This is a genomic window from Burkholderia sp. 10_S31 (assembly GCF_056930375.1).
Genome location: NZ_JBXOWK010000002.1, coordinates 1,001,561 through 1,015,485, shown reverse-complemented (window position 1 = coordinate 1,015,485; position 13,925 = coordinate 1,001,561). Strand labels below are relative to the sequence as shown.

Annotated in this window: 12 protein-coding genes and 1 pseudogene; 10 read left to right on the top strand and 3 right to left on the bottom strand. The window is 63.9% G+C overall.

What is annotated here, in order from left to right; all coding sequences use genetic code 11:
* Positions 1-57 precede the first annotated feature (57 nt).
* The 6 genes from AC1Z3W_RS19090 (at position 58) to AC1Z3W_RS19065 (ending at position 5,933) form a co-directional block, all read left to right on the top strand.
* Positions 58-1,290 (top strand): molybdopterin-dependent oxidoreductase, encoded by a 1,233-nt coding sequence (locus tag AC1Z3W_RS19090; RefSeq protein WP_483508251.1) that lies wholly within the window; start codon positions 58-60, stop codon positions 1,288-1,290.
* A gap of 10 nt (positions 1,291-1,300) precedes the next feature.
* Positions 1,301-1,639, top strand: a complete 339-nt coding sequence (locus AC1Z3W_RS19085; protein ID WP_483508250.1) for a c-type cytochrome — start codon at positions 1,301-1,303, stop codon at positions 1,637-1,639.
* 604 nt (positions 1,640-2,243) lie between these two features.
* Positions 2,244-2,672, top strand: coding sequence for a VOC family protein (locus tag AC1Z3W_RS19080; protein ID WP_483508249.1), 429 nt, complete (start codon positions 2,244-2,246; stop codon positions 2,670-2,672).
* A gap of 325 nt (positions 2,673-2,997) precedes the next feature.
* Positions 2,998-3,678 (top strand): GntR family transcriptional regulator, encoded by a 681-nt coding sequence (locus AC1Z3W_RS19075; RefSeq protein ID WP_175827421.1) that lies wholly within the window; start codon positions 2,998-3,000, stop codon positions 3,676-3,678.
* Between the two features lie 685 nt (positions 3,679-4,363).
* Positions 4,364-4,681: a helix-turn-helix domain-containing protein gene (locus AC1Z3W_RS19070; protein ID WP_057929060.1), complete on the top strand. Its 318-nt coding sequence runs from the start codon at positions 4,364-4,366 to the stop codon at positions 4,679-4,681.
* Positions 4,674-5,933, top strand: coding sequence for a type II toxin-antitoxin system HipA family toxin (locus AC1Z3W_RS19065; protein WP_483508248.1), 1,260 nt, complete (start codon positions 4,674-4,676; stop codon positions 5,931-5,933). Before AC1Z3W_RS19070 ends, AC1Z3W_RS19065 begins: the two co-directional genes overlap by 8 nt.
* Before the next feature lie 84 nt (positions 5,934-6,017).
* Here the strand turns inward: AC1Z3W_RS19065 and AC1Z3W_RS19060 are convergent.
* Positions 6,018-6,359, bottom strand: a pseudogene (locus tag AC1Z3W_RS19060) (endopolygalacturonase); the annotation flags it as partial.
* 369 nt (positions 6,360-6,728) lie between these two features.
* Between AC1Z3W_RS19060 and AC1Z3W_RS19055 the strand changes: the two are divergent.
* From AC1Z3W_RS19055 to AC1Z3W_RS19040, 4 genes are all read left to right on the top strand, one after another.
* Positions 6,729-7,715 (top strand): TRAP transporter substrate-binding protein, encoded by a 987-nt coding sequence (locus AC1Z3W_RS19055; protein WP_124835025.1) that lies wholly within the window; start codon positions 6,729-6,731, stop codon positions 7,713-7,715.
* Complete coding sequence (locus AC1Z3W_RS19050; protein WP_124835026.1) at positions 7,712-8,290, top strand: TRAP transporter small permease; 579 nt, start codon at positions 7,712-7,714, stop codon at positions 8,288-8,290. Before AC1Z3W_RS19055 ends, AC1Z3W_RS19050 begins: the two co-directional genes overlap by 4 nt.
* A 4-nt stretch (positions 8,291-8,294) precedes the next feature.
* Positions 8,295-9,647 carry a TRAP transporter large permease gene (locus AC1Z3W_RS19045; protein WP_057929055.1) on the top strand — a complete coding sequence of 451 codons (1,353 nt, stop codon included), beginning with the start codon at positions 8,295-8,297 and terminating at the stop codon, positions 9,645-9,647.
* Between the two features lie 289 nt (positions 9,648-9,936).
* Positions 9,937-10,761 carry an alpha/beta fold hydrolase gene (locus AC1Z3W_RS19040; RefSeq protein ID WP_057929054.1) on the top strand — a complete coding sequence of 275 codons (825 nt, stop codon included), beginning with the start codon at positions 9,937-9,939 and terminating at the stop codon, positions 10,759-10,761.
* A 96-nt stretch (positions 10,762-10,857) separates the two neighbouring features.
* Here the strand turns inward: AC1Z3W_RS19040 and proP are convergent, their stop codons facing one another.
* Both proP and AC1Z3W_RS19030 read right to left on the bottom strand, forming a co-directional pair.
* Positions 10,858-12,327 (bottom strand): glycine betaine/L-proline transporter ProP, encoded by a 1,470-nt coding sequence (gene proP / locus AC1Z3W_RS19035; RefSeq protein WP_057929053.1) that lies wholly within the window; start codon positions 12,325-12,327, stop codon positions 10,858-10,860.
* A gap of 510 nt (positions 12,328-12,837) precedes the next feature.
* Entirely contained in the window at positions 12,838-13,905 is a 1,068-nt protein-coding gene (locus AC1Z3W_RS19030; RefSeq protein ID WP_124835029.1) for a porin, read from the bottom strand.
* Positions 13,906-13,925: the final 20 nt, after the last annotated feature.

Here is a 13,925-nt window from a genome sequence, read left to right as displayed (position 1 = left end):
GCTGGATTTACTTCGCGCTACGAAAGCGCCAACCTGTTCGCGGCCCCGGAGAGAGCGATGATCGACGAATACAACATCAGGCGTCGTCAGTTGTTGCAGTCGTTTATGGCGGCAAGCGCTGGTTGCCTTACGTGGGGGCTGTCAGACGTTGCAAGAGCGGCGAATGCGATCACCTTGCCCTTTGAAAACGGCCTGCGGGAATTGACCACGGCTTTTCCGCAAAAAGGCGAGATGCTACTGGTCCGCAGTCGTCCACCTCTGCTGGAGACACCATTCTCTGTTTTCGATCAGGGCGTTTTCACGCCCAACGATCAGTTCTTTGTACGCTGGCACCTGGCCAGCATACCGACGAGCATCGACGTGCGCAGCTTCCGGGTCAGGATTCATGGAGCGGTGCAGCACGAAGTCGTGTTAGGAATTGCTGAGCTATCCAGAGAGTTCGAGCGAGTCGAGGTCGCCGCTGTCAACCAGTGCGCGGGTAACTCGCGAGGATTCTTCAAGCCGCGCGTCGCGGGCGGAGAGTGGGGTAACGGCGCGATGGGCAACGCGCGCTGGACCGGCGTGCGCCTCAAGGACATTCTGGACCGCGCTGGCGTAAAGGCGGGAGCGGTTCAGGTGCGCTTCAATGGGGCCGATGCGGGTGCGATCCCGGCTACACCCGACTTCGTCAAGACGCTGAGCATTGATCACGCCCGCGATGGCGAAGTGATGGTGGCATTCGCGATGAACGGCAAGCCTCTACCACTTCTAAATGGATTCCCGCTACGGTTGGTCGTCCCCGGGTGGTATTCGACTTACTGGGTGAAGATGCTCGATGACATCGAGGTCATCGACACGCCGGATACCAACTTTTGGATGGCCAAAGCGTATCAGATTCCGGACACGCCTCGTGCGGACGTGTCACCGGGTCAGAGCGGGGTCAAAACCGTCCCGATCAACCGGATGGTGCCACGCTCGTTCATCACGAACCTGAGCGACGGCGCGGTCGTGGATGTCGGCAGGCGGCAGGCTATCCGCGGTATCGCGTTCGGGGGCGACGCGAGTGTCCGGGAGGTACATTTCTCTGCAGACAACGGGATGACGTGGGCGCCCGCAAAGCTTGGTCCGGATTACGGAAAATATAGCTTTCGTCGCTGGGAAGCGTCGTTCCTTCCCCGGCAAGCGGGTCAATTCGCGCTGAAGGTGAGGGCTGTCAACGATGGCGGTGTTCAGCAACCGGATAAACCAAACTGGAATCCCGGCGGCTACATGCGCAACGTGATTGAATCGATGACCGTCGTTGCGGCTTGAGGAGTGAATCATGAGGGCATGGGTTGTTGCATGGGTCACCATCTCTTTCGCGGGCACCGTCGCAACCGGCATAGTCGCTGCTAAATCACCAGGTAACGTTGCGGGGAACACAACGCAGTTTTCGCTGCCCACGGGTAGCTCTTTCCCTCAAGGACCGGGATCGGATCTCGCAAACGCGCATTGTCTGATATGTCACTCCGCGGGTATGGTGATGCGTCAACCACCGCTGACGTTTGACGACTGGAAAGCCGAAGTGATCAAGATGCGTGCGGTCTACGGCGCTCCGCTTCCACCCGAAAGTATCGAAGATATCGCCCGCTATCTGGTGACGATCAATGGGAAACCCTGACTCACAATTGCGACAAGCTCGAAGCGAACGAACTCTTACGCGAGCGCTGTGTGCGGTTCCCCGATTGTGCTCGCGCAAAACTTGATAGCAGACCATGCGTCGGACGGATATGCATGGAAGGGTGCGGATCACTGACGCACTCGGGGCACTCCGAACCTGAACCGTCGCCCCACAACCTCGAACCCTCGACAGTCTGGACAACGCGCCCGCGTTGTTCCTTGAGAAGTTCCATACCGAGATGAATCGATCGGCCTAAACGGATCGGGGCACGCCTTTGCGTCAAGCGCCCGCGCGGGACGACCGTCGCGCGCGGTCGTCGGGCGTTTGCCGGCCAGGAACGGTCGTCCGACCGAAGTCACAAAGGAACAATCGAGCGTCAGCAGTACGCCCGTGACGGGACGCACGGAGTCGATGCCGCGAGCGCTATCGAACCCGCCCGATCGCCGTTCGCTGCCGGGCGGAGATGTCTGCCGGCCACCTGCAACAGGCCTACACTCATCCATGCCTCGCGCTACCTGAATACTGGCCATCACTTCAACTCGATGGGCGCGGGCGGACATGTTCGCACCTCACGGCGCCGCTCGTTCGCGGCAAAGGAAAAGCCATGGATAAGTTCCTAAAAGCCACTGCCTTGTTCATCGCGGGCTTTGGCCCGATTGCGATTGAGGCCGAGGCAAGCCGCGAGCTTTACAGTCGGGCCTTCGGTATCCCCTTCAAGGAAGAGACGGGCGGCTACCTCCATACCGAGAGCATGAATGGCGCAAACACTTTCGCCTTGTGGCCGTTCTCTCAGGCCGCTCAGTCGTGCTTCGACACGGATTCGTGGCCTAGCGAGGTACCCATCCCGCAAGCCTGGATTGAGTTTGATGTCGACAATGTCGAAGCGGCTACAGCAGAACTTGAATCACGGGGGTATCGAATGCTGGTCAGGAACCGGAGTGAGCCGTGGGGCCAGACCGTCAGTCGCTTCATCGGGCCGGAAGGATTGCTGGTAGGAATTACCTTCACGCCATCCATGCGGGACGAGAAATGATGATGGCCGCAGTGGCAGTCCCTCGTGCGATGAATGATCTGGCCGACGAGCAGCACACACCCCTCAGGTGAATGGCTGATGAAGTGCTGAGAACGGTCCGCGCAGTCCGTGTGAACCTGGCGGCAGCAATGTCGGTTGGCAAGCGACATCCGTGGAAATCCGCGGAGACTTTTTGTTGGCCTCAAAGAAGGGCGCGGCGTCGCGCCGATATGCGGCTGCCGCCCCTCGACCGCAAGGCCGCTCTGCTAATATTGTAGAAAATATGCAATATCCGTCGCCGCGTCGGCGCTTGCCTGTCCGCCTTCCCCCCCGTCCGAACCGCAACATGAACGAGAAACGCCCTGCTCTTGTCTACGCCACGCGCGCCGAAGCCGCAGCGAACGAATTGCGCCGCCGTATCCTGACAGGGGAGTATGTCGACGGCTACCAGCTTCGCCAGGATGCGCTGGCGACCGAGCTCGGCATCAGCCGCATCCCGCTGCGCGAAGCGCTCGTGCAGCTCGAGAGCGAAGGGCTCGTCAAGATCCTGCCGCACAAGGGAGCGATCGTCTCCGAGCTGTCGCCGGAGGACATCACCGAACTGTTCGAATTGCGCGCGCTGCTGGAACCCGTGCTGCTGAAGAAGTCGATTCCGAAACTGACTGCAGAGGATTTCGCGCGGCTCGACGCGATCCTCGAGGAATACAGCGCAGTGCTGCATGCGAGCCAGTCCGGACGCTGGGGCGAACTGAACACCGAGCTGCATCATGTGCTGCTGTCGCGCGCCGACCAGCCGAAGACGGCGGCGATCGTCGCGTCGCTGCTGCAGCAGACCGACCGCTACACGCGCGTGCAGCTGTCGCTGTCCGAGGCCGCGCGCGACGTGGCCGAATCCGAGCATGCCGAGCTGGTCGCGTTGTGCCGCAAGGGCGATGCGCGCGCGGCGGCGTCGCTGCTCAAGCGTCATATCGAGCATGCGGGCGGCGAGTTGAATGCGTTTCTGCGGGATCGGCGTCTGGGTCGTTGAGGGTGTTCACGTACGCGATCTTGCGGATACTCCGGCGTTTCGCGCGGCACGTATCCGGTCGGATGGCTCTTGTCCGTCGTGTTCTCGGGTCCATTGTCTTGCCTGATTCGCCGAATCGAGCCGTGCGTGCGGCATGATGATCAGGATTCCTGTTTGATTGGGTGGAATGACGAAGCGATGCCCGGCGATATACCACCGTCCGAACTCGGCGCTGCTGATCCCGCCATGGCAAGCGTTCGACCGTGACCTCTTCGAACAATCCCCCCGATGCAGCGACCGTTCGCACGTGATGGGCGGGAAGCACTCGTAGAACTCGCCGAACGCTGGGCACGTGGCTGAATGTAGCCGTTCGGGGTGTTCAGGTAACGGGTCCAGTGCATGCCGCCGAACGCTGAAAGCGCTGACGCCAGTTCGCCATTGGGTTGGGGGCTCCTGGGCGATACGTAGGCCCGCCGGATCGTCCGGACGGAGCGGGAGGGGCGGGGCAAACCTTCGATGCCCGAGCGTACCTCGATTTTGGGGAGCGATCTGATCGGGTTGCAGAAGTTAATTCCGTCTCACTGTGTGAAATGTGCTGTATTTCTGGTTAACACACAACGATCGAGAATTACTCATTTTGATTCCGGACGATGAGTAATTCTATAATGTTGTGAGTTATGAGGCCTATCAGGCAGGAAGACCCACTATGTTGGATTTAAGCTTCAGCAAGCCTGATGAAATCGTCAAACTGCTTTGCGGACGACTTCGCACGGAGCGGCTGGCATTGCAGATGACACAGGCTGATGTGGCCGCACGCGCCGGCGTCGGAGCCAATACCGTGTCCAACCTGGAAGCGGGACGCAATGTGAGTCTCGAGAGTGTGGTCCGTGTGGCCATGGTCCTTGGTCGCGGCAAGGAGCTCGAAGGACTGTTCTTGCCGAAGCTGGACAGTCTCGAGGACATTCTCCGGTACGAGGAAACCGCTAAACGTCAGCGTTCGAGGAAGGCAACCAGAAATGATTGAGCGGGTAGACGTCTACTACGATGGCTGGGGGGAACATTGGCGGTGGGGATCGATGGTGTCCACGACAGCCATCACGGGTCGCCCGCTGGTTGTGTTCGAGTATAGCGATGAGGCGAGGAAGAGAGGGCTGGAGCTTTCTTCCCATGTGCTGCCCTTGAACGGGCCCAAGCTACGGAGAGACTTCCCGTCCCATCAGCTGGGACTGCCCGGGCCGGTCTACGACGCGCTGCCCGACGGCTGGGGCATGTTGCTGATGGATCGTCTGTTCAAACGCCGAGGCTTGAACGTGGCGCGCATCGGGCCGCTCGAGCGGCTGGCTTACATTGGCAGCAATGCGATGGGGGTCATGTCGTTCGAGCCCGTGGCGCCCGAAGCTCAGGAGGCGCAGATTCACATTCCCCTCGATCAGCTTGCGGCGGAGGTGCAGGAAGTGCTCAATGGTGAAGGTGGAGCGTTCCTGCAGCAGTTACTGCAGATAGGCGGCTCTCCGCAAGGTGCCCGACCTAAAGCACTGGTTTATCGTGATCCGCGCTCCGGAACCTTTACCACGGTCGCAGAGCCCGACTTTGAAGCCTGGCTCGTCAAATTTCCGGCGCAACAAGAACACCCTGAGGTGTGCGCGATCGAAATGGTCTATGCCGAATGCTTGCGCATGTGCGGTATCGAGACCCCGGACACGTTGCATTTCGATTTGCCCAATCAGATGGCGGCATTCGCGTCCAGGCGGTTTGACCGACAGAACGGCCTGCGCGTGCCCATGCAAAGTCTTGCCGCGTTTACCGGTGCCGATTACAGAACCCCGGGTTCCCTGGACTATGTGAACTTCCTGCGTGCGACCCACATATGCACCAATGATGTCCGACAGAAGGGGCTGGCGTTCGAGCGAGCCGTCTTCAATGTCGCGTTCAACAACCGGGACGATCACCCCAAGAACTTCGCCTACATCATGTCGCGATCCGGTGAGTGGAAGCTGGCGCCGGCCTACGACGTAACATTTTGCGAGGGGCCGGGTGGGTACCACCAGATGGACGTCATGGGGGAGGCCCTGCAGATCCGCAGAGAGGGGGTGCTCCGCCTCGCAGAGGAAGCTGAAATTCAAGCAGCGGCGGCCGGCGGCATTATTGACCGCTTTTGCAATGTGGCCGGCCAGTTTGCGGCGCTGGCCAGGAAGATGCATCCGCATGCGATCACCGAAGAGACGTTGCACACGATTCAAAGCCGAATCGATGAGAACATCGCTCTGCTGCGCTAATGCCGCACGGCCCCAATTCTGGAGCCGTCAACGGTGACGCGATGCCTCGCATGAGGGCGCGGTATCGACGTCATCGCGTCGTCGTTACAACGACGGCGCCCACGTCGAGCCGAAAGGGTTCGACTGGTCGATGCCGGGGAAATCGACGAACGCCTTGCGGCAGTCGAGCACGTTGGCCGGACGCGCGTTGAGGGTCGCTTCGTCGTTTGCGACGACACGGTTCGCGGTCGACGCGAACACCGGCAGGTTCACGTTGTGCGGCGTGAGGTTCGCGTCCGGCGCGATCGTCGAGATGCCGTCGGGCGTATCGGCCACCACGTCGGTCAGCGACATCACGAGCGGGAAGACCGGCTTGCCGTAGCCGCCCGTATTCGCTTCGAATCCCTGCAGCTTCACGCCGGCCGTGCCCATGATCACGACGTGGGCGAAATTGTCGTACCCGCGGCTACGGTGTAGTCAGTCATCCTATGACAAACGAAAGAGTAGCGAGAGACGGTGCTCGGCATCGGGAAAACGACACAACACCGCGCCGATTCAAATTGGGACCTGCTTCCGGAAAACGTTTCGCTAGCTTCCAGCCCAACAGAGAAAGCTTTTCCCTTTACCAGGCCGTAAACCCGCCACAGAGGCCTTTATAGGGGTATGCACCAAGTGAGTTAAACGATTAACCGACGTACATTCGCTTCGACACGTCATACAACGTATGACTGCGATTCTGCGAAGGCCGTGCAACGACGGATGCGGACGCCGCCCGGATCGCCGCCAAACAACGAGCAACCAACAAGGAGACTGACGATGACGCACCCATTCACCCGCTCCCGTATCGCACTGGCCGTCGCGCTGATGGCCGGCTTCGCGGTGTCCGCGCAGGCCCGCGTGTTCCGCTCGGCGGACGTGCACGGCGACAGCTTCCCGACCAACATGGCGGTCAAGTACATGGGCGACGAACTGTCGAAGCTGACGAGCGGCAAGGATTCGATCAAGGTGTTCGGCAACAGCGCGCTCGGTTCCGAGAAGGACACGGTCGACCAGGTGCGGATCGGCGCGATCGACATGGCGCGCGTGAACGGCGCGTCGTTCAACGAGATCGTGCCGGAGTCGCTGATCCCGTCGTTCCCATTCCTGTTCCGCGATGTCGACCATTTCCGCAAGGCGATGTACGGCCCGGCCGGCCAGAAGATTCTCGACGCGTTCTCGGCGAAGGGGATGATCGCGCTGACGTTCTACGAGAGCGGCGCGCGCTCGATCTACGCGAAGCGCCCGGTGCGTACGCCTGCCGACATGAAGGGGCTGAAGGTGCGCGTGCAGCCGTCGGACCTGATGGTCGACGAGATCAAGGCGATGGGCGGCACGCCGACGCCGATGCCGTTCGCCGAGGTGTACACGGGCCTGAAGACGGGCCTCGTCGACGCGGCGGAAAACAACATGCCGTCGTACGAGGAAACCAAGCACTTCGAAGTGGCGCCCGACTACTCGGAGACGCAGCACGCGATGACGCCGGAAGTGCTGGTGTTCTCGAAGAAGATCTGGGACACGCTGTCGCCGCAGGAACAGGCCGCGATCCGGAAGGCCGCGGCCGATTCGGTGCCGTACTACCAGAAGCTGTGGACCGCGCGCGAGGCATCGGCGCAGCAGACGGTGACGAAGGGCGGCGCGAAGATCTTGCCGGCCGCGCAGATCGACCGCGCGGCATTCGTGAAGGCGATGCAGCCGCTGTGGGCGAAGTACGAGAAGACGCCGCAGATGAAGCAGATCGTCGACGAGATCGAGGCAACCAAGTGACCCGTCGCACTTCCCTGAACGGCGCGGCGGCCGTCGGCTCGCCGGACGCGGCCGCCGCGGACGGTGCGGCGCCGTGCCGGCCGCGCGCGGCGGCGCCGCTGCTGCGCTGCGTGAACGACCTGCTGTTCCGCGCGCTGGCCGTGGTCGCGTCGCTGTGTCTCGCGGCGCTCACGGTGCTGGTGTTCTACGCGGTCGTGATGCGCTACGTGTTCGAGAACGCGCCCGACTTCGTCGAGCCGATCGCGCTGCTGCTGGTGATCGTGATCGCGATGTTCGGCGCGGCGATGAAGGTGCGCGACGGCGGCCATATCGGCCTCGACTCGCTCGTGCGGCGCCTGTCGCCGGGCCCGCGCACCGTGGTGATCGCGATCCAGCACCTGAGCCTGATCGCGTTCGCGATCGCGATCATGGCCGGTTGCGGCAGCATGGCCGCCGAGACGATGGGCGACCGCATTCCGATCATCGGGCTGCCCGAAGGCGTGCGCTACCTGATCACGATTCCCGCGGCGATCGCCATCATCCTCTTCTCGCTCGAGCACCTGCTCGCGCTTCGTCGCTCTTCGTCGGGACAATAACGCCATGGAACTCGCGATCCTGTCCGTCAGTTTTCTGATATTCCTCGTGCTTGGCGTGCCCGTGTCGTTCGCGCTCGGCATTTCCTGCGTGCTGACCTATATGGTCGAAGGGCTGCCGATCGCGACCGCGATGCAGGCGATGATCTCGGGGATGAACGCGTTCTCGTTCCTCGCGGTGCCGTTCTTCATCTTCTCCGGCGAACTGATGCTGCATGGCGGCATCGCGGACCGGATCCTGCGCTTCGCGCAGGCGACCGTCGGCCATTTCCGCGGCGGCCTCGGGATGGCCAACGTCGTCGCGTGCACGCTGTTCGGCGGCGTGTCGGGCTCGCCGACCGCCGATACGTCGGCGATGGGCGGCGTGGTGATTCCGCTGATGAAGCGCGAAGGCTACAGCGCGGCTTATGCGGTCAACGTGACGACTCACGCGTCGCTCGCCGGCGCGCTGATGCCGACGTCGACCAACATGATCATCTACGCGTTCGCCGCGCAGGGCATCACGGGGATGCTGCACGGCCAGCAGGTGAGCGGCGTGTCGATCGGCGACCTGCTGTTCTCCGGGCTCCTGCCGGTGCTGTGGGTGATGGGCTTCGTGCTCGCCGCCGCGTACTGGCAGGCCGTGCGTCACGGCTATCCGCGCCGTGAGGACGGTTCGTCCGCGCTGCCGTCGTTTCCCGGCTGGTATGCGGTGCTGCGCAGCTTCGTCGGCGCGGTGCCGGGCCTGATGGTGATCGCGATCATCCTCGTGTGCGTCGCGAAGGGGATTGCGACTGCGACCGAAGCGGCCGCGATCGCCGTCGTGTATTCGCTCGTGCTGACCGCGATCGTGTACCGCACGCTGACCGTCGCGAAGCTGCGCCGCGCGCTGTCGCATGCGGCGCGCACGACGGGCGTCGTGCTGCTGCTGATCGCCGTGTCGAACATGCTGCGCTTCCAGATGTCGTACCTGGAGATTCCGGATGCGATCGAAGGGTTGCTCAAGCAGTCGACCGCCGCGCCGTGGCTGATGCTGCTGTACATCAACATCATCCAGGTGTTCCTCGGCACCTTCGTCGACATGGCCGCGCACATCCTGATCACGACGCCGCTGTTCCTGCCGATCGCGATGGCGTGCGGCGTCGGGCCGGTGCAATTCGGGATCATGCTGCTGCTGAACTGCTCGCTCGGCCTCGTGCACCCGCCGATCGGATCGGTGCAGTTCGTCGGCTGCGCGATCGGCAACGTGTCGATCGGCGAGACGACGAAGATGGCGTGGCCGTACTACCTCGCGATCTTCAGTGCGATCAACATCGTCACGTACCTGCCGTTCTTCTCCACCTGGCTGCCGAGCCTGATCAGCGGGCACGCGGTGTTCTGACCGCTTGCGTTGCTCCTTGCGGCGCCGGACGACCGAGGTTGTCCGGCGCCGCAATCACATCGACGGTTTCTTCCCGCACCGCGAACCCACATGAACATGACGACCGCATGGCGTGCCGGTCGCATGGCGCACGCGCCCGGCTTCCTGCGTCGCGGCAGGCCCGGCGGCAGTCACACGCAGCGGCCGCAACCTGTGCGATGATTCGCCGCTTCGCGTTCATCGCAGAACGCCACAGATCGCGGCGCCCGTTTCCGGGTCGCTGCCGACCGTATCGACATCCGGAGACGACATGCCCGCACACCGCGTTCATGGCAACACGCTGCATTACCAGGATCACGGCACCGGCTTTCCGGTGCTGCTCGGGCACAGCTATCTGTGGGACGCGGCGATGTGGGCGCCGCAGATCGACGCGCTGTCGCGCCGGTATCGCGTGATCGTGCCGGACCTGTGGGGGCATGGCGCGTCGGGCCCGCTGCCGGACGGCACGCACACGCTCGACGATCTCGCCGCGCACGCAAGCGCGCTGCTCGATGCGCTGGAGATCGAGCAGTGCGCGGTGGTCGGGCTCAGCGTCGGCGGGATGTGGGGCGCGCGGCTCGCGCTGCGCGAACCGCGGCGCGTGCGCTCGCTCGTGCTGATGGATGCGTCGCTCGAGGCCGAGCCCGATGCGACGCGCCTGCGCTACTTCGGGATGCTCGACGCGATCGCCGCCGCCGGTTGCATCGCGCCGCCGCTGCTCGATGCGATCGTGCCGCTGTTCTTCCGGCCGGACGTGAATCTCGCCGACCCGGCGCCGAGCGCCTTTCGTGCTGCGCTTGCGAGCCTGCCGGCCGACCGGCTGCGGGAATCGATCGTCCCGCTCGGCCGGTTGATCTTCGGGCGGCCGAATACGCTTGCCGCGCTCGCCGAACTGGATGCCGAACGCACGCTGTTGATGTGCGGTGCGGGCGACATGGCGCGCCCGCCGTCGGAGACGGTGAAGATGGCGAGCGTGATCGGCTGCCGCCATGCGCTCGTGCCCGACGCGGGCCATATCTCGAACCTGGAGAATCCCGCGTTCGTCACGCGGACGCTGCTCGACTGGTTCGACGAGCAGCAACTCGCGGCGGGCTGACGGTCGCCTGCGCGACACCGGCGGCGGGTGCCGCGCGGCGTCGCGTCATGCGGGCCTGCTTGATGGGTGATGCCTGCCTGATGTGCTACGTGCGTGTTACGCGCGTTCGCCGATCGGCGTGAATTTGCGCTCCCGCACGCGGCCTTCGTCGGCACCGCGGCGAATCAGGTCCTGCGCCTCGGCACGGCTCGCGACGCACGGTGCGGAGCCGGGCAGCGGCCGCCGTGCCGTTTCGCGCAGCGCGAGCACCGACACGATGCCGATAAACGACGCGCCCATCAGGTAGTAGGCCGGCATCATCAGGTCGCCGGTGCGATCGACGAGCCACGCGGTGACGAGCGGCGTCGTGCCGCCGAACAGCGATACCGACACGTTGAAGCCGATCGCGAGCGCGCCGTAGCGGATTCGCGTCGGGAACAGCGCGGGCAGCGCGGACGGCATCACGCCGGTGAAGGTCGACAGCAGCGTGCCGTAGATCAGCATCCCGCCGAACACCGACAGCATCCCGCCGGTGCGGATCAGCATCAGCGCGGGCACCGACAGCACGAGCAGGCCGACGCAGCCGGCCATCATCACCGGCTTGCGGCCGACCCGGTCCGACAGATGGCCGGCGTAGAGCGTCATCGGCATCATCAGCACCATCACGAGCAGCACCATGAAGAGGCCGTGCGTCTCGTTGAAGTGCAGCGTCGCCGACAGGTAGTTCGGCAGGTACGACAGCGCCATGTAGTCGGTCACGTTGAAGATCAGCACGAGGCCGACGCAGAGCAGCAGCGGTTTCCACTGTTCGACGAGCAGCGTGCCGAACGACTGCTTCGGGCGCGACCGTTCGTCCGCCTCGCGCGCCTCGGCTTCCTTCTTGAACGCGGGCGTTTCCTCGAGCTTGAGCCGCACGTACAGGCCGACGAGGCCGAGCGGACCGGCGATGAAGAACGGCACGCGCCAGCCCCACGACAGCAGCGCTTCCTGCGACAGCGTCGCCGTCAGGATCGCGACGGTGGCCGCACCGAGCGTATAGCCGATCAGCGTGCCGAACTCGAGGAAGCTGCCCATGAAGCCGCGGCGCTTGTCGGTCGAGAACTCGGCGATGAAGGTGGCGGCGCCGCCGTATTCGCCGCCGGTCGAGAAGCCCTGCACGAGGCGGGCGATGAGCAGCAGCACGGGCGCCATGATGCCGATCGACGCGTAGCTGGGGATCAGGCCGATCGCGAAGGTGCCGATGGCCATCATGATCATCGTGGCGGCGAGCACGCGCTGGCGGCCGATGCGGTCGCCGAGCGGGCCGAACACCATGCCGCCGAGCGGGCGCACGAGGAAGGCGGCCGCGAACGTGCCGAAGGTGGCGAGCAACTGCGCGGACGGGTTGCTCGACGGAAAGAACACCTTGCCGAGCGTGACGGCGATGTAGCTGTAGACGCCGAAGTCGAACCATTCCATCGCATTGCCGAACGCCATGGCCCCGACCGCACGCTTCAGGACGGCAGGATCGACGATCGTGATGTCGTCCGGCTTGAGGGCCTTGCGCGAAGACCGGGCTTTCGCGGGGTGCGCTTGGGATGAACTCAATGAACGCTCCTGAAGGGAGCCTTCGCGGCTGGCCGAACGGGTGCGCGGTGGGGCCGGCGCGGTACCGTCGGGGACGAAGGCAGTTGTCTCGGGGACGCCGTGATGTCGGAGGCGCGGCGTGTGGCACCCGACACCCGGCAAGTGTGTTGGTGTGAAGCAGTGTAGAGAAACCGATAGAGCGGACTATCGGTCATGCGCCCGGAAACCGGTCGTAAACGACACGGATGGCGCAAACAGGCAACTCGCCGGGCCGGTGGCCCGGTGAGGGTCTGGCGGTCCGAGCTGCGTCGATGGCGGTCTATACCGATGCGCGGCGTGCGGGGACGCAGCACGTCGCGGATCGTGCGGCATGACACGGACGGTGCGTCGCGCACGGTTGCACACGGTTGCACATGCGATGGAGGTCGCGCCGAATCCGGACGCGTCGTCGCGCGCCCGATCCGGCGGAAGATGATTCGGACTGCGAATGCAGAGCGGCGGCGATCCGGTGCCGAAACCGCCGCCCGTGGATCAGAACATGTGACGGATCCCGACGTTCGCGCCGACGGTCGTGCCGGTAACCGCGTAAAGCGCGTTGTTGATCCCGAGCCCGGTGTTCATCGCGCCGTGGTTGTTGACCATCGCGACCTGCGCGTACAGCGCGGTCGCCTTCGACAGGCTGTAGGTCGTGCCGACGGCCGCGAGCAGCGAGTGATTGGCCGTGTCGTTGCGGTCGCTGGTGAACCACACGCCGCCGTTCAGGTCGACGGTCGGCGTTGCCTGGTAGTCGAGGCCGCCGCCGTACACGTTGTTGCTGAACGATCCGCCGACCTTGTAGCTCGCGAACGACGCCTTCGCGGTGACCGGGCCGAAGCGGTACGCGGCGCCGATCGTGCGTCCGACGAACGCGACGGTGCTCGGCGTCGGCGTCGGGTTGGTGCCGTCGTTGCCGTCGTAGAACGCGGCGTCGATCATGAAGCCGCCATGCTCGTACTTGAGGCTCGCCGAATACTGGCGTCCGGCCTGGAAGTCGCCGGCCTTGCCGCCGAATGCGAACATCGCGCTGCCGGTGAGGCCGGCGATCGTCGGGCTGGTGTACGACACGGCGTTCGGGTTGAACAGGCCCGTCACCAGCACGTTGTCGACGTAGTTGATCAGCCCGCTGCCGAAGTGCGAGAAGCTGCGCGGATCCGAATCGAAGATCGCGAGCAGGAACGGCGAGTACTGCACGCCGGCCTTGACCGTGCCGAAGCCGCCGTCGAGCCCGACCCACGCCTGGCGGCCGAAGAAATTGCCGTTCGAATGGGCGAACGCGCCGTTGGTGACGGCAAAGCCGCTTTCGAGCTGGAATTTCGCCTTGAGGCCGCCGCCGAGATCCTCGGTGCCGGTCATCCCGAACGTCGTCGGCGTCATGCCGGTGTCGGTCATCGCGAACTGATGGCCGGCGTTCGCGCCGGTGGCCGCGTCGAGCGTCTTGCTCGTGTACAGCAAGGCGGCGTCGAGGTTGCCGTACAGCGTCACGCTGCTTTGCGCGAAGGCGCTGGTACCGGCCATCGCGCCTGCCAGCGCCGCGCAACCGATCACGATTCTGCTTTTCATTGGGTGTCTCCAGTGTTGTT